The organism is Neorhizobium sp. T25_27, from assembly GCF_002968565.1.
Classification (GTDB): Bacteria; Pseudomonadota; Alphaproteobacteria; order Rhizobiales; family Rhizobiaceae; genus Neorhizobium; species Neorhizobium tomejilense.
On the sequence record NZ_PVBJ01000001.1, the window covers coordinates 516,035 to 531,966 of the forward strand.

Here is a 15,932-nt window from a genome sequence, read left to right on the forward strand (position 1 = left end):
CCATCATCATCGTTTCGGGAGGATCTGATGAATACCTTTACCAGACTGATCGGCACTGCCGCCGTCGCGCTTGCGCTCGGCTCGGGTGCCGCCAAGGCAGCCGATCTCAGCTTCATGAGCTTCACTTACGCGGAAGAAGCCAACAAGGCGATCGTCCAGGGCGTCCTGGACAATTTCCAGAAGACCGAGAAGCTGACGGTCGAGCCGCTCGGCTTCGCCTGGGGCGACATGCAGAAGAATATCTTTCTGCGCGCCCGGTCGAAAACCCTGCCAGATGTCGCCCAGCTTTCCGAACGCTGGCTGCCGACTTTCGCGAGCCTCGACAATCTCGTCGACCTGAACATGGTCTACGGCAAGGACAAGCTTCAAGCGGCTTTCGCGCCGGATGCGCTCGCCATGGGCAATATCAACGGCAAGCAGCTTGCACTGCCGCTTCTGTCCGGTTCGATCGGCATGGTGGCCAACAAGGAAGTGCTCGCCAAGGCCGGCATCAATGACGCTCCGAAGACCGTCGAAGACTTCAAGAAAGCCCTGGTCGCGGTGCGCGACAAGGTACCCAACTCGGTGCCGTACTCCATGGCGACCAAAAACAACGGCTCGATCCTGATCGACTTCATGGTCTGGAACTGGGTGCATGGCGGCCGGATCATCGACGACGCCGGCAAGGTCGTCGTCGACAGCCAGCAGAGCCGCGATGCGCTCGGCTTCATGGTCGGCCTGCTGAAGGACCGGTTGGCCGCTCCTGAAATAGACCGCCCGGATTCGCGCCGCCTGCTGGCGCAGGGCGCTTCGGCCTTCTATCTCGACGCTCCGCAGACCCGGACTTTCCTGCGGGATTTCTCCGGCAAGGGCCAGGCCTTCGATGCCAACGTGCTGCCGATGCCGACACCTGTGCTGAAGGCTGGCGACAAGTCCGTTTCCGTCCAGTGGGGACATCTGCTCGTGCAGTTCGCCGCCGGCGGCAAGGCCAAGGCTGACGATCCGGCCGACAAGTTCCTGACCTACATCATTTCGGACAAGGTGCAGACGGATCTTCCGTTGAAGATGAGCGCGCTGCCGGTCACCAAGTCCGCCCGCGCGGCGGTTGCCGACGACGCCTATCTCAAGAACTGGTCGGCCGCGACGGGTGACGCCCGCCGCAACGAAGTCGGCATCTGGTCCAATGCCGCCGACCTCACCAACATCATCGGCGAGGAAGTGCAGGGCGCGCTGCTCGGCCAGAAATCGGCCGACGATGCCATCAAGTCCATGCAGGCTCGGCTGACGACCAGCATGGAGAAGGCGAAGAAGTCGGAATAGGTCGGCGATCGCGGGTGAGGGCGATCCCCTCACTTGCGATTTCTAACACTTAGCTGCGCTAAGATGTTGAAATCGCGTTCTCTCCCGCAAGGGGAGAGATACCGGTGCCGCAAACTCGGCGTTCTACCTCTCCCCTTGCGGGAGAGGTTACAAAATCATGATCTTAGCTTCAGCTAAGTCGCAGATTTTGTTGGTGAGGGGACCGTACTTGCACAGGTCCCAAACTCGAAAGTGTATCGAACAGGAAATAGCCTCTATGGCCGTGATCGAAAACAATGTCGGTGCCTATCCGGTCTCGCCGCATGCGAACCGCGGGGGCCTGAAAGCGGGGCAGAACCGCATCGGGCTGCTTCTGCTGCTGCCGGCGGCGATCGCCTTTGCTGCGGTCATTCTCTATCCGTTTCTGTCGGCGCTTGGCCTGTCGCTGTTCGAATACACCGTCGAGATGATGGAGCCGCGTTTCATCGGCTTCGAGAATTTTTATAAGATCGCGTCGGACCCGGATGTCTGGGCGGCGTTCTGGACGACGGCCATCTATGTGGTGTTGACGACAACGGGCACGCTGGTCGCCGGGCTTGGCTGGGCGCTGATTATGAACCAGCCGTTTGCCGGCCGCGCGGTGTTGCGCTCGCTGTCGCTGCTGCCCTGGGTGCTTCCCTCGACGGTCAGCGCCTTCATCTGGGGCTGGATCTTCAATTCCCGCTACGGCGTGCTGAACGCCTTCCTGATGGAACTGGGCCTGATCGACTACCCGCAGGCCTGGCTGTCGACGCCTGAGGGCGCGATGCTCGCGGTGGTGCTGACCAAGATCTGGCTCTCCATCCCGCTTTTCATGTCCTTTTTCCTGGCCGGCCTGCAGAACCTCGACAAGGAGCAGATCGATGCGGCGCGCGTCGATGGCGCCGGCAACTGGGCGGTGCTGCGCGACCATATCCTGCCGCACCTGCGACCGGTCCTGATGATCGTCGTCGTGCTCGGCGTAATCGGCAATCTGCAGCAGTTCGATACGATCTACGCGCTGACCGGCGGTGGGCCGGTGCGGGCGACGACGGTTCTGTCCGTCGAGGTCTATCGCCGTGCCTTCGAGCAGTGGGATATCGGCTTTGCCTCCGCCGTCGGCGTGCTCTGGGTTGCGGCGCTCCTGCCGCCTGCCTTCCTCTATCTGCGCATGCTGGTGAAAGGAAACTGAGATGTTCGACCTTTCCTCCCGTCAGGCAAAAGTCGTCTTCTTTGCCGCCCTCGCTGTGATCGGCTTCTTCCTGTTCTTCCCGCTCTACTGGCTGGTGATCTCGTCCCTGAAGGCGAATGCCGAGCTTTACCGGGTGGTGCCGACGCCGTTTCCGACCATGCCGAGCCTCGAGCATTTCATCCGGGCGCTGACCACCGGCAAGCTGCCGATGTACCTGATGAACAGCCTGATCACCTCGACCTGCAGCGCCGCGCTGGTGACGCTGCTGGCGCTCTATGCCGGCTTCAGCTTCGCCAAATACCGTTATTTCGGTCGCCAGCCGGTGATGCTGTTCATGCTCTCGGCGCAGATGTTTCCGTTCGGCCTGCTGCTGATCTCGATCTACCCGCTGATGAGCGAACTGAACCTGCTCGACACCCGGCCGGGACTGATCCTCAGCTATATCGTCTTTGCGCTGCCGGTCTCGACCTACATGCTCTACAGCTACTTTACCCAGGTGCCGGACGAGCTGATCGATGCGGCGCGGGCGGATGGTGCGAGCGATCTCCGGATCTTCCACACGATCGTCATCCCGATCTCGATCCCCCCGATCGTCACGGTGTTCCTCTATTCCTTCATGTGGTCCTGGAACGACCTTCTCTATTCGATGACGCTGATCGTCTCGGACGAGAAGCGCACCATCGGGCCGGGCCTGCTTCTCACCTATCTCAACGAGGTCAATTCCGACTGGGGCGGCGCCATGGCGGCATCGCTGATCGCGTCTGCGCCCATCGTCGCGGCCTTCATGTTCCTCCAACGTTATTTCATTCAGGGCGTCACCGCCGGAGCAGTCAAATGAGCAAGATCCTTGCCGGGGCTTTCCCCGTTCTTCCCACACCGTTCCGCGACGACGGATCGATCGACGAGACGGATTTCCTATCGATCATCGACTTCGCGCTGGAAAGCAACGTGGACGGCGTCGTTTATCCCGGCGTCGCCAGCGAGGTGGACACGCTGACGCCGGAAGAACGCATGCGGCAGGTGGAACTGCTGGCGGAACGCATCGGCGGGCGCATCCCGATCATTATCGGCGCCAGCGATCCGGACCCGAAGGCTGCGGCGAAACATGTGGCGCAGGCGGCCGAGATCGGGGCAGGGGCGGCGATGGTGATGGCGCCGTTGTCTCTCGGTAACGACATCGCTGCCCAGACCGCTTATTTCCGGGAAGTGGCGGCTGATGCGGGTGTGCCGATCATGCTGCAGAACCAGCCGAAGCCGATCGGCGCGGGGCTGACGCCGGAAGAAGTGGCGGCGGTTGCCAATGCCGTGCCGGAAATTCGCTACGTGAAGGAGGAGACCGCGCCCTGCGGCCAGCATCTCACACGCATCAAGGCTGCTGCCAACGGCTCCCTCGATGCGATCTTCGGCGGCGCCGGCGGACGTTACGTTACCGATGAACTGGCGCGCGGTGCGGCCGGCACCATGCCTGCTGCCGAGCTTGCCGATATCCATGCGCAGATGATCCATGCCTGGCAGAAGGGCGATGTCGCGACGACACGAAAGCTCTATAACGTCTCTCTGCCGCTTCTGAATTTCCAGGCCATCTTCCGTATGCACATGACGAAGGAAGTGCTGCGCCGCCGAGGTGTGATCAAGCACACGTTCGTGCGCGGCAAGGGGCCGAAATTCGACGAGGGCGATGCCAAGGAACTGGCGTTGCTTCTGGCGGAGGCCGATCTGCCCTATACCAATCACAAGCCGAACTGAGCTAGAACCCATGCCGAAAAACGTCGTCGATGCGATCGTCTCGGTCGAGACCTTCATCATTTCCATTCCCCGCGAGGTGCCCTATCTCGGACCTCTGAAGGAAGGCGAGGCGATCAACGCGCGCGGTTACCTGATCCGCAAGGGCAACCGCACCATCTATCCCTCGACCGACATGGCGCTGCTGATCAAGGTCACCGGCGAGAGCGGCAAGGTCGGCTGGGGTGAGTGTTATGGGATCGTCGCGCCGGAGGCGACCAAGGCGATCATCGACGACGTGCTCGGCCCGGTCATCATCGGCCGCGATCCGGGCGATGCGGCGGTCATCCACGAGGACCTCTACGACCTGATGCGGGTGCGCGGTTTCTTCGGCGGCTATTATCTCGACGCGCTGGCAGGCGTCGACATCGCGCTCTGGGATTTGACCGGCAAGAACCTCGGGGTGCCGGTCTCGACGCTGCTCGGCGGGCGGCGGCACGATACGATCCGTGCCTATGTCTCCGGCCTGCCGAAGGCGACGCTGAAGGAGCGTTGTGATCTGGCCGTCCATTGGGTCGGCAAGGGCTACAAGGGCATCAAGTTCGCGGCAGTGGTCTCCGAGGAGGATATCGTCAAGGAAATGGCGGCTCTGCGCGAAGCGGTCGGGCCGGATATCGACCTGATGGTCGACCTGCACTGGAAATTCGAGGCGGGCGAGGCGGTCCGCATCATCCGGCGGCTGGAGCCTTACAATCTCTATTTTGCCGAGGCGCCGGTACAGCCGGAGAACCTCGAGGGCCAGGCGCGGGTTGCGGCCGGCATCGGCGTGCCGCTGGCACTCGGCGAGGAATTGCGTACCACCTACGAATACAGGCCGCGGTTCGAAAAGCGGGCGATGAGCATCGTGCAGCCGGAAATGGGCCATACGGGCATCACCGAGTTCATCCGCATCGGCCAGATGGCGCAGGCCTTTCACATGAACATCATGCCGCACGCATCGATCAGCGTCGGCATTTTCATGGCGGCGAGCCTGCAGGCCGCGTCGGCGCTGCAGAACGTGCCCTATCACGAATACCAGCACTCGATCTTCGACCGGAACCTCACCTATACAAAGGGCGACATGGCGTCGGGCGAGGGCACCTATGTGGTGCCGACCGGCGCCGGTCTCGGCGTCGAGCCGAAGGAGGACGTGTTCGAGTTTGTCGTCAGACGGTGACAGGATCGACGTCGACTGTTGAAGGGGCTGTCGCCGCATGGCGACTGGGCGCAGCGCCTGAGATCATCACCGTGCGGCATCCCGGAACGCTTCGAAGATCACCCGGTGGCCGGCGTCGTTGGGGTGGGTGATGTCGGGCGAGGCGAGAAGTCCGTCGCCGTGCTCCATCATCCTTTCGTAGACCGGGGCATAGAAAACCGAGAATTGCCGGGCAAGCTCGCGGACCGCCTCCACATAACGCTCAAAGCCCTGGCGGGTCTGGCCGGTGAACCCTGCGCTTCCAACCGAAAATCCGGCATCCGGAATATAGGGCGGGCTGCCGATCGCGATCCTTTGCCCGTGCCCGGCGGCGATCAGCCCTTTCAGGATACGGCTATAATCCCGCACGAAGCCTGCGACACTCATAGTCTCGGGAGCCGCAGTGTAGCGAGCGTCATTGTAGCCGTAGAGGATCAGGATCGCGTCCTCGTGCGGCTGATCAAGAAGTGCTTGAACAAACCTCCCGACACCGTTGTTCAATCTCGGCTTTCCATCGACAAGCTTTGAGCCCTGCAGCACCGTTCCCGGGATGGCGTGATTGCGGATCGGGAAGCCTTCGACCGCACTGGCAAACAGTGCCGGCCAGGCAAGTTCGGCCCGCGAGGCGTTGAAGCCGGCGGTGACGCTGTCGCCGAATACGCGGGTGCCGGAAATTTCCAGCGATTTCAAATGCTCCGCAAACCTCATCAACTTTCCTTCATTTTCCCGCTTGACAGCCGCCGCCATAAACTTGTTTATACGTATTAGCTGCTAATACGCATTAGCAGTCAAGAGGAGAGAGGGAGGATGTTGCGTGGCTGCGCCTAAGCGTTTGACTCAGCACGACATTGCGAAATTGGCCGGCGTCAGCCAGGCGACCGTTTCGCTTGTGCTGAACGGCGCGCCGACAGCTTTGGCGCGCATTCCGCAGGAGACCCGCGAGCGCGTCCAGCAGGTCATCCGTACCACCGGTTACGTTGCCGATCCGATCGCTCGCCGGATGGCGAAGGGGCTGAACCGCATTCTCGGCGTGTTCACCTACGAGCCGGCCTTTCCGAGCGCCCAAGCGGACTTCTTCACGCCCTTCCTGCTCGGCATAGAGGAAGAGGCGCAGATTCAGAATTACGACCTTCTGCTCCTGACCGGGGCCGGTGTCGGGCAGGATCGAAAAATCTTTGCCGACGGCAATCGCTTGAGGATCGCCGACGGCTGCCTCGTACTCGGCCGCGAATTCGACCGCACCGAGCTGACGCGGCTGGTATCCGGCGACTATCCGTTCGTGGCGATCGGCCGGCGCGAGGACGCCGGCGGGCCGGTTCCCTATGTCGGCGGCGATTATGCGAACGGCACGCGGGCGCTCGTCGAGAAGGCAAGGGTGCTCGGGCATTCGAAGCTTGCCTATATCGGCCCGCCGGGACCGGCGGAATCGACTGCCGATCGATGGTCGGGCTTTGATGGAGCCCTTGGTGACGGTCTCGAGCTTGTCCTGCATATCGAAGCAGTGGGCCGCGCGGCAGACGAGATACTGGACGCTCTTTTCGGCAGCGGTGCGACTGTCGCCTTCTTCGTCGAGCTCGCCGATGCGGTGCGCGTCGAGGCGGCTGCCCGGGCGCAGGGCCTGTCCATTCCCGGCGATTTTTCCGCCGTCGTGCTGGGCAGCCATATCCGCGCCGAACGCAGCCATGTGCAGTTCACCGCCTTCGACATCCCTCGCGAGGAGATGGGTCGGCAGGCGACTGCGATGCTGGTGCGCCGCATCGAAAGTGGAGATGCCGGCGGCCAAATTCTTCTGACCTGTGAACCGGTCGAGGGGGAAACCCTTGGACCCGCAAAAAGACGGACATGATCAACGTGACAGAGATGCATACGGATATTCTGGTGGTAGGCGGCGGTCTTGGCGGTGTTGCGGCAGCACTTGGTGCATGCCGGGCTGGCCGCAGCGTGATCATGACCGAGGAGTTCGACTGGATCGGCGGCCAGCTGACCAGCCAGGCTGTGCCCTCCGACGAGCATACCTGGGTCGAGCAGTTCGGCATTACCCGCTCCTACCGGAAGCTGCGCAGCGGCATCCGCCAGTATTACCGCGACCACTATCCGCTGACCGAGGGCGCACGCGCCTGGGGTGACCTCAATCCCGGTGCCGGCTGGGTCAGCCGCATCTGCGCCGAGCCGCGCGTCAGTCTCGCCGTCATGGAAGCGATGCTTGCGCCTTATCGCGGCGCCGGCAAGCTGAAGGTGCTGCAGCCCTATCGCCCGGTCGCTGCCGATGTCGACGGGGATACGGTGCGTTCCGTTACCGTTCGGCATCGCGACACGGGACGGGAGATCAGCATCTCCGCCGCCTATATCCTCGATGCAACGGAACTCGGCGATCTGCTGCCGATGACCGGCACGGAATATGTGAAGGGCTTCGAGGCCCAGTCCGACACCGGCGAGCCGAGTGCGCCATCTGAAGCGCAGCCGGACAATGTCCAGGCCGTGTCGATCTGCTTTGCCATCGATCACGTCGACGGCGACCAGACGATCGACAAGCCGGAGAACTACGATTCCTGGCGCGCGTACCAGCCGCATTTCTGGGGCGGCCCTTTGCTCGGCTTCACCGCCCCGCATCCGCGTACGCTCGATTTCACCACCCGCTCGTTCACGCCCAATCCGAATGACGATCCGCTCGCCGTCGATGCCGACCAGCGCAAGGGTGGCGGCGACGAGAACCTGTGGATCTTCCGGCGCATCGCGGCGCGCAACAATTTCGTGCCCGGCGCCTACGCCTCCGACATCTGCCTCGTGAACTGGCCGATGATCGACTACATGGAAGGCACGATCATCGACCTTTCCGAAGAGGACAAGGCAAAACAGCTGAAATCGGCGGCCGACCTCTCCTATTCGCTGTTCTACTGGCTGCAGACCGAAGCCCCGCGCGTCGACGGCGGCCAGGGCTTTCCCGGGCTTCGCCTGCGCGGCGACATTACCGGCACCGAGCACGGGCTTGCCATGGCTCCCTATATCCGTGAGAGCCGCCGCATCAAGCCGGTCACCCGCATCGTCGAGCAGGACCTGTCCTATTCGGTGCGGGGCGAAAAGGGCGCGGTCAACTACCGCGACAGCATCGGCATCGGCATGTACCGGATCGATCTGCATCCCTCGACCGGCGGCGACAACTATATCGACGTGCCGTCCTGCCCGTTCGAGATTCCGCTCGGCGCGTTGCTGCCGCAGCGGGTGAAAAACCTCATTCCGGCCGGCAAGAACATCGGCACGACCCACATCACCAATGGCTGCTATCGGCTGCACCCGGTCGAATGGAATATCGGCGAGGTCGCCGGCATGCTCGCCGCCCATTGCCTCGACAAAAATCTTACGCCGCATCAGGTCCAGGAAAACGACGAGAAGCTCCAGAATTTCCAGAGAGAGCTTACCCGTGAAGGCATCGAAATGCGCTGGCCGGACGTCGCTGCTTATTAGGACGGCCAGGAGCCTGTCTATCAAACCAATCTTTGGAGGAGGAACGGGAATGAACTATTACAAGACATTGAAATCGGCGGTAGCCGCATTCGCGGTTGCCGTGCCGCTCGGCATTTCGCCCGTGGGGAGCGGCATCGCCAACGCCCAGGACGCGGTCAACCTGCGCATGACCATCTGGAGCGCCAACGAGGCGCATCTGAAGCTGTTCAGCGACATCGCTACCGGCTTCAAAAAGGACCATCCGAACGTGACGGTGACCTATGAGTCGCTGCCCTTCGATACCTATACGACGGCGCTGACGACCCAGATCGCCGGTGGCAATGCACCTGACATGGCCTGGATCTTCGAAACCGCCGCCTATGACTTCGTCAATTCCGGCGCGCTCTATCCGCTGACGGACACGCTCAAGGCCACCAAGGGCTACAATGCGGAAGAACTGAGCACCACGGCCGCCGAGCGCTGGACCAAGGACGGCAAGCTGTTTGCCTATCCGTTCTCGACCTCGCCGTTTGCGATGTTCGTCAATAACGACCTCATCAAGGCTTCCGGCGCCAAGACGCCGGCGGAAATGATCGCAGCCAACCAGTGGACATGGGACAACGCCATCGCCACCGCATCCACCGTTGGCAAGACCGGCAAGGGCGGCCTGATCGTCCGCGACTTCAACTACCAGATCTGGCAGAACCTCGCCTCCGTCTGGAACGGCTGGGGTGCTTCGCCCTGGAGCGCCGACGGCAAGACCTGCACGATGACCGAGAAGCCGATGGTCGACGCGCTGACCTTCATTCACAATGCCGTCTTCAAGAACAAGGCGATGCCGGGCCCCGGCGAAAGCGTCGACTTCTTCGCCGGCAATGCGGCAATGACGATCACCCAGATCAGCCGCGCCTCGCTGCTGCCGAAGGACAAGCCGTTCGCCTGGGATCTCGTGCCGCTGCCGAAGGGTCCGGCCGGCAATTATGCGCTGATCGGCCAGGCCGGCGTCGGCGTCATGCAGTCGGGCAAGAACGCTAAGACGGCGGCTGAATTCGTCGCCTATATGACGAACCCGGAAAACTCGGCCAAGCTCAGCCAGTTCTTCCCGTCGGCCCGCAAGTCGCTGCTGAACGCCGAAGTCCTGAAGAAGACCAATCCGCTGCTGAGCCAGGAGCAGATCGACAAGGTCGTGATCTCCGGCATTGCCACCGGCAAGGTCATTCCGGGTCATACCGGCTTTGCGCAGATCCAGCAGGTGGTTCGTTCGGGCCTCGATGCCGTCTGGCGTCCGGATGCGAATATCCCGGCAGCCCTCCAGCAGATCTGCGGCCAGATCGGCCCGCTTCTGAAGCGTTAAGGGGGCTCGTGTCGATGGCTGTCGTGCAGCAAACCGCCCATTCGGAGGGCCGCTCCTCATCGTCGTTCTGGACGGTCGCGCAGCGCGACAGCCTCGCCGGGTTTCTCTTCATCGCCCCGCAATTGATCGGGATCACGCTCTTCGTGCTGATCCCGCTCTGCCTGGTCTTCTGGTATTCGCTGCACGAGTGGAACGTGCTCGCCAATACCTTCACCTATACCGGCCTCGCGAACTACCAGATGCTTCTCGAAGACACGAGCCTGCCGTCTGTGCTCGGGGCGACGGCGATCTTCTCCGCCGGGCTGGTGATCTTCAACCTGAGCCTGGCATTGCTGCTTGCGGTGCTGCTCAACCAGAAACTCGCCGGCATCACCCTCTTCCGTACGCTGTTCTTCTCGCCTGTCGTCGTGTCGCTGGTCGCCTGGACGATCGTCTGGGGTTTCCTATTGCAGAAGAACGGCGGCATCAACGGCGTGTTGCTCGTCTTCGGCATCGACGGGCCGAACTGGCTGCGCGAACCGGTAACGGCGATGATCTCGGTCATCGTGGTGCAGGTGTTCAAGAATGTCGGCCTCAACATGATCCTGTTCCTCGCCGCCCTCCAGGGCGTGCCGAACGAGCTCTATGAGGCCGCCCGCATCGACGGTGCGCCGCGTTTCAAGCAGTTTCGCCGCATCACCCTGCCGCTGATCAGCCCGACCATCCTTCTGACCTCGATCATCACCATCGTCGGCTCGTTGCAGGTGTTCGCGCAGATCGCGGTGCTGACGCAAGGCGGACCGGGTCTCACGACCACGGTGCTCGTCTATTATCTGTATCAGCAGGCCTTCCAGTTCCATTTCTTCGGCTACGGCTCGACGCTGTCGATCATGCTGTTCGTGATCGTCGCCGTGCTGACCTTCGCCCAATGGCAGATGCGCAAGAGGATCGTTTTTTATGAAAGCTGAGCTCTCCCCGCGCAGACAAGTGTTTCTCTACGGCCTGCTCTGCGTTCTCCTGATCCCCTTCGTCTTTCCGACCTGGTGGATGGTGACGTCGTCGGTGAAGCCGATCAGCGACATTTTTGCCTTTCCGCCGCAACTCCTGCCGGAAAGCTACGACTGGACGACCTATTCGAAGGTCTTCGAATTGCAGCCCTTCGTAAAGCAGTACTGGAATTCCGCCTATATCGCCGCACTGGTGACGATCGGCACGATGGTCGTGTCCTCCATGGCGGGCTATGCCTTCGCGCGCATCAAGTTTCCGTTCGCCAATGCGATCTTCATGGTCGTGCTGCTCGGGCTCCTGATCCCATCGGAAGTGACGATCGTGCCACTTTTCCAGATGTTCCTGAAGGCCGGCATGGTCAACACCCACTGGCCGCTGATCCTGGTGCCGATCTTCGGTGCGCCCAGCGTGTTCGCGACATTCGTGATGCGGCAGTTCTTCATTGCGCTGCCTGTCGAGCTCGAAGAGGCGGCACGGGTCGATGGTCTTGGGCGCTTCAAGATTTTTCGCAAGATCGCCTTGCCGCTTGCAAGGCCGGCGCTCGCGTCGGTCGCGATCTTCACCTTCCTGCATTCCTGGAACCTCTATCTGGAACCGATCGTGTTCCTGTCGAGTGCCGACAAATTCACGCTGCCGCAGGCGCTGACGCAATACACGGACGCCTATGGCGGGCCGATGTGGAACATCCAGCTTGCTGCTGCGACCCTGACGGCGCTGCCCGTTCTCATCGTCTTCATCATCGCGCAGAAGCAATTCGTCGAAGGGCTCGCGCATACCGGCCTCAAGGGTTGAAAAACTCACCTTTTGAAACACTGGGGCTGAAGAAACGGAAATCTGATTGATGGCTGAAGTTATCCTTTCCAATGTCCGCAAGAGCTATGGCGCCGTCGACATCATCCACGGCATCGACCTCGGCATCACCGACGGCGAGTTCGTGGTGCTGGTCGGCCCGTCCGGCTGCGGCAAATCCACCCTGCTCAGGATGGTCGCCGGGCTGGAGACAATTACCGGCGGCGAGGTGAATATCGGCGGGCGGGTGGTCAACGACCTCGACCCCAAGGACCGCGACATCGCCATGGTCTTCCAGAACTATGCGCTCTATCCGCATATGACAGTCGCGACCAATATGGGGTTCTCGCTGGAACACCGCGGCGGCAGCAAGGCGGAGATCGCCGAACGCGTCAAATGGGCAGCCGACATTCTTGGCCTCGCGCCGTTGCTCGATCGCTACCCGCGCCAGCTTTCCGGCGGCCAGCGCCAGCGCGTTGCGATGGGCCGGGCGATCGTCCGCGACCCCAAGGTCTTCCTGTTCGACGAGCCGCTTTCCAATCTTGACGCGAAACTGCGCGTCGTCATGCGCGGCGAGATCAAAAGCCTGCACCAGAGGCTGAAGACGACCACCATCTATGTTACCCACGACCAGGTCGAAGCGATGACTATGGCCGACAAGATCGTCGTGCTGAATGGCGGCCGGGTCGAGCAGATCGGTGCACCGCTCGACCTTTACGACAGGCCGGCCAACCAGTTCGTGGCGGGCTTCATCGGCTCGCCGTCGATGAATTTTTTGACCGGCACGATTACGCCGGAAGGTTTCTCCGCGCCCGGTATTTTGCTGCCACTGCCCGAGGCAGCGCACGGGCACAAGGACCGAAAGACGGTCTACGGCATTCGTCCCGAACATTTCGCCCTGGACGACAGCGGCGTGCCTGCGGAAATCGTGCTGGTCGAGCCGATGGGTTCCGAGACGCAGGTGACGATGAAACTGGGCGAAACGCTGGTGACCGGCGTGTTTCGCGAACGGGTATCGTTGTCGCCGGGAGCGACGATCCGGGTGCGGCCGGAACTCGGCAATATCCATCTCTTCGCCGCCGATGGCGGCGAGCGTCTGAACTGAGGGCCGTCATGCCGAACTATCCCGAAACCAGGCTCACCAAGGCGCTGCGCGGTGGCGAATTCCCGGTCATCGTCTCGCTCGCCCGGCACGACCTCGATCTTGCCAAGGCGGCGATCGGGGCAGGGGCCTTTGCGATCAAGGTGCATCTCAACGCCTATCACCGCGCGACCGGCACGACATTCGGCAGTTTTGCCGAGGAACGGCCGTTTTTCGAGAGGCTGGCGCCGCTCGGGGTGCCGCTGCTGGTGATGGCCGGCCAGGAGACGGTGCCGACGCCGGACGAACTCGATGCCTTGGCCGAACTGGGTTTTGAAGGCTTCAACGTTTATTTCGACCATCTTCAGCCGCATCTGCTGGAGTCGAAGCTCCGTCCGATCCCGGCGCTCGGCGAGAAAAGCACTGACGAGGACCTGAAGACTATCGTCGCCATTCCCGGCGCCATGATGGAGGCGTCCGTCGCGTCGTTTGCCGATTACGGCAAACCGCTCAACGAGACCGATCTTGACCGCTACAGGGAAATCACCTCGAAGGCCGGCATTCCGGTCATCGCGCCGAGCCAGAAGCGTTTCGTGGCCGGCGATATGGCAAGGCTGAAGGCGGCCGGCATTGCGGCGCCGCTGCTCGGTGTCATCGTCACCGGTACGACGCCGAAGAGCCTGGAGGCGGCGGTCCGTCCGATCGTCGAGGCAGCAGTCGGTTGAGTGGTGGCGATGGATTGAATTTCTTCCGTCGGATCGCCATTTTAGGTGCAAATCCAAAACCGAAGGAGGAAAGCATGACGACGTCTACCGAACGGGCCGTATTGGCCGGTGGTTGTTTCTGGGGCATGCAGGACCTGATACGGCGTCTGCCCGGCGTGGTTTCGACCCGCGTCGGCTATAGCGGCGGCGATGTGCCGAACGCGACCTACCGCAATCACGGCACCCATGCCGAAGCGATCGAGATCATCTTCGATCCGGCCAAGACCAGTTATCGCGATATACTTGAATTCTTCTTCCAGATCCATGATCCGTCGACGAAGAACCGCCAGGGCAACGATATCGGCATGAGCTATCGTTCGGCGATCTACTACGAGAACGACGAGCAGAAGCGCGTCGCCGAAGATACGATCGCCGATGTCAACGCATCGGGGTTATGGCCGGGCAAGGTGGTGACGGAAGTGGAGCCGGTTGGTGATTTCTGGCAGGCAGAACCGGAGCATCAGGATTACCTGGAGCGTTATCCGAATGGCTATACCTGCCATTTCCCGCGTCCGAACTGGAAGCTGCCGAAGCGCGCCAGTGTTGCTGCCGCCGAATAAGCTATCTCGATTGCTGAATTGAAGGCGCTGCCATTTCGAAATGGCAGCGCCTTTTTTGTTTAGGCGAGCGTGTAGGCGGTCTTCACCACGGTGAAGAACTCGGCGGCATACTTGCCCTGTTCGCGCGGGCCGAAAGACGAGGCCTTGCGGCCACCGAACGGTACGTGGAAATCGACGCCCGCCGTCGGAAGGTTGACCATCACCATGCCGGCCTCGGAGTTGCGCTTGAAATGCGTCGCATGCTTGAGGCTGGTGGTGGCAATGCCCGCCGACAGGCCGAACGGCGTGTCGTTGGCGGTTGCCAGCGCTTCCTCGTAGTTCTTCACCCGGATGACGGAAGCGACCGGTCCGAAGATTTCCTCGCGCGAAATCCGCATCTGGTTGGTCGCTTCGGTGAACAGCGTCGGCTGCAGATAGAAGCCGGGCGTGTCACGCTTCACGAGTTCACCGCCGAAGGCGAGCTTGGCGCCCTCGTTTTTGCCGATCTCGATGTAGTCGGTGTCCTGCTTCAGCTGCTTGTCGTCGACGACCGGGCCCATATGGCTGCCGGCCTTCATGGCGTTGTCGACGTTGATCGTCTTCAGCTTCTCGGTGAGTGCTGCGACGAACTTGTCGTGGATGCCTTCCGTCACGATCAGGCGCGAGGAGGCGGTGCAACGCTGGCCGGTCGAGAAGAAGCCCGAATTGGCGGCGGCTTCGACGGCCACGTTGAGGTCCGCGTCGTCGAGGATGACCATCGGGTTCTTGCCACCCATTTCGAGCTGGAACTTGCGGTTATGCTCGATCGAGGCGAGCGCGACGCGCTTGCCGGTGCCGGTGGAGCCGGTAAACGTGATGCCGGCGAGGTCCGGGCTGTCGAGCATGGCCTGGCCGACGACCGAGCCACGGCCCATGACGAGGTTCAGGACACCTTTCGGCAGGCCGGCGCGGTGGAGGATGTCGACGATCGCCCAGCCGCAGCCAGGTACGAGATCGGCAGGCTTGAAGACGACGGTGTTGCCGTAGCAGAGCGCCGGCGCGATCTTCCATGCGGGAATGGCGATCGGGAAATTCCATGGCGTGATGATGCCGATGACGCCGAGCGGTTCGCGGGTGATCTCGACGCCGATATTCGGACGGGCAGACGGTACTAGTTCGCCGGTCAGGCGCAGCGCTTCGCCGGCGAAGAAATCAAAGATCTGGGCGGCGCGGATGACTTCGCCGGTCGCTTCGGGAAGAATCTTGCCTTCCTCGCGGGCGAGAAGGGCGCCGAGTTCGTCCTTGCGCGCGAGGATTTCGTCGGAGGTCTTTCTGAGGATCGCATGGCGTTCGAGGATGCCGGAGCGCGACCAGGCGGGGGATGCTACCTTTGCCGCGGCGATCGCCTGTTTGGCGTCTTCGGCGCTGCCCTGGGCATACATGCCCACGACATCATTTGTGTCGGACGGGTTGATGTTCTTGGAAGCGTCCGAGCCGACCCATTCGCCGGCGATCAGGTTCTGGTAGATGGTCATGGACCTCTCCTTTCATGTG

At 61.9% G+C, this 15,932-nt stretch carries 15 protein-coding genes; 13 read left to right on the plus strand and 2 right to left on the minus strand.

The window, feature by feature from the left end; all coding sequences use genetic code 11:
- Positions 1–27: 27 nt before the first annotated feature.
- From C5J24_RS02685 to C5J24_RS02705, 5 genes are all read left to right on the plus strand, one after another.
- Positions 28–1,299, plus strand: a complete 1,272-nt coding sequence (locus C5J24_RS02685; RefSeq protein WP_105415390.1) for an ABC transporter substrate-binding protein — start codon at positions 28–30, stop codon at positions 1,297–1,299.
- Between the two features lie 256 nt (positions 1,300–1,555).
- On the plus strand, positions 1,556–2,488 hold the full coding sequence (locus C5J24_RS02690) for a carbohydrate ABC transporter permease (protein ID WP_051909353.1): 933 nt from the start codon (positions 1,556–1,558) through the stop codon (positions 2,486–2,488).
- 1 nt (position 2,489) lies between these two features.
- Entirely contained in the window at positions 2,490–3,326 is an 837-nt protein-coding gene (locus C5J24_RS02695) for a carbohydrate ABC transporter permease (protein ID WP_105415394.1), read from the plus strand.
- Positions 3,323–4,234, plus strand: coding sequence for a dihydrodipicolinate synthase family protein (locus C5J24_RS02700; protein ID WP_105415396.1), 912 nt, complete (start codon positions 3,323–3,325; stop codon positions 4,232–4,234). Before C5J24_RS02695 ends, C5J24_RS02700 begins: the two co-directional genes overlap by 4 nt.
- Before the next feature lie 10 nt (positions 4,235–4,244).
- Entirely contained in the window at positions 4,245–5,426 is a 1,182-nt protein-coding gene (locus C5J24_RS02705; RefSeq protein ID WP_105415398.1) for a mandelate racemase/muconate lactonizing enzyme family protein, read from the plus strand.
- A 66-nt stretch (positions 5,427–5,492) separates the two neighbouring features.
- Here the strand turns inward: C5J24_RS02705 and C5J24_RS02710 are convergent, their stop codons facing one another.
- A complete protein-coding gene (locus tag C5J24_RS02710; protein WP_105415400.1) occupies positions 5,493–6,152 on the minus strand; it encodes an SGNH/GDSL hydrolase family protein in 660 nt (219 codons plus the stop codon).
- A 106-nt stretch (positions 6,153–6,258) separates the two neighbouring features.
- Here C5J24_RS02710 and C5J24_RS02715 point away from each other — a divergent pair, with 106 nt between their 5' ends.
- From C5J24_RS02715 to msrA, 8 genes are all read left to right on the plus strand, one after another.
- The gene (locus C5J24_RS02715; protein WP_105415402.1) at positions 6,259–7,290 is read left to right on the plus strand and encodes a LacI family DNA-binding transcriptional regulator; all 1,032 of its coding nucleotides are present in this window, start codon (positions 6,259–6,261) and stop codon (positions 7,288–7,290) included.
- A 14-nt stretch (positions 7,291–7,304) separates the two neighbouring features.
- Positions 7,305–8,906 (plus strand): FAD-dependent oxidoreductase, encoded by a 1,602-nt coding sequence (locus C5J24_RS02720; protein WP_105416584.1) that lies wholly within the window; start codon positions 7,305–7,307, stop codon positions 8,904–8,906.
- Positions 8,907–8,955: 49 nt separating this feature from the next.
- Positions 8,956–10,239, plus strand: coding sequence for a sugar ABC transporter substrate-binding protein (locus C5J24_RS02725; RefSeq protein ID WP_105415404.1), 1,284 nt, complete (start codon positions 8,956–8,958; stop codon positions 10,237–10,239).
- A 14-nt stretch (positions 10,240–10,253) separates the two neighbouring features.
- Entirely contained in the window at positions 10,254–11,186 is a 933-nt protein-coding gene (locus C5J24_RS02730) for a carbohydrate ABC transporter permease (RefSeq protein ID WP_105415406.1), read from the plus strand.
- Positions 11,176–12,018 carry a carbohydrate ABC transporter permease gene (locus tag C5J24_RS02735; protein WP_046608602.1) on the plus strand — a complete coding sequence of 281 codons (843 nt, stop codon included), beginning with the start codon at positions 11,176–11,178 and terminating at the stop codon, positions 12,016–12,018. The genes C5J24_RS02730 and C5J24_RS02735 overlap by 11 nt, the downstream gene beginning before the upstream one ends.
- A gap of 49 nt (positions 12,019–12,067) precedes the next feature.
- Positions 12,068–13,120 carry an ABC transporter ATP-binding protein gene (locus tag C5J24_RS02740; protein ID WP_105415407.1) on the plus strand — a complete coding sequence of 351 codons (1,053 nt, stop codon included), beginning with the start codon at positions 12,068–12,070 and terminating at the stop codon, positions 13,118–13,120.
- An 8-nt stretch (positions 13,121–13,128) separates the two neighbouring features.
- Positions 13,129–13,821, plus strand: coding sequence for a hypothetical protein (locus tag C5J24_RS02745; RefSeq protein ID WP_105415409.1), 693 nt, complete (start codon positions 13,129–13,131; stop codon positions 13,819–13,821).
- 74 nt (positions 13,822–13,895) lie between these two features.
- Positions 13,896–14,420 carry a peptide-methionine (S)-S-oxide reductase MsrA gene (msrA, locus tag C5J24_RS02750; protein ID WP_046633284.1) on the plus strand — a complete coding sequence of 175 codons (525 nt, stop codon included), beginning with the start codon at positions 13,896–13,898 and terminating at the stop codon, positions 14,418–14,420.
- Between the two features lie 59 nt (positions 14,421–14,479).
- Here msrA and C5J24_RS02755 read toward each other — a convergent pair whose 3' ends face one another.
- Positions 14,480–15,913, minus strand: coding sequence for an aldehyde dehydrogenase family protein (locus C5J24_RS02755; protein WP_105415411.1), 1,434 nt, complete (start codon positions 15,911–15,913; stop codon positions 14,480–14,482).
- Between the last annotated feature and the right edge of the window lie 19 nt (positions 15,914–15,932).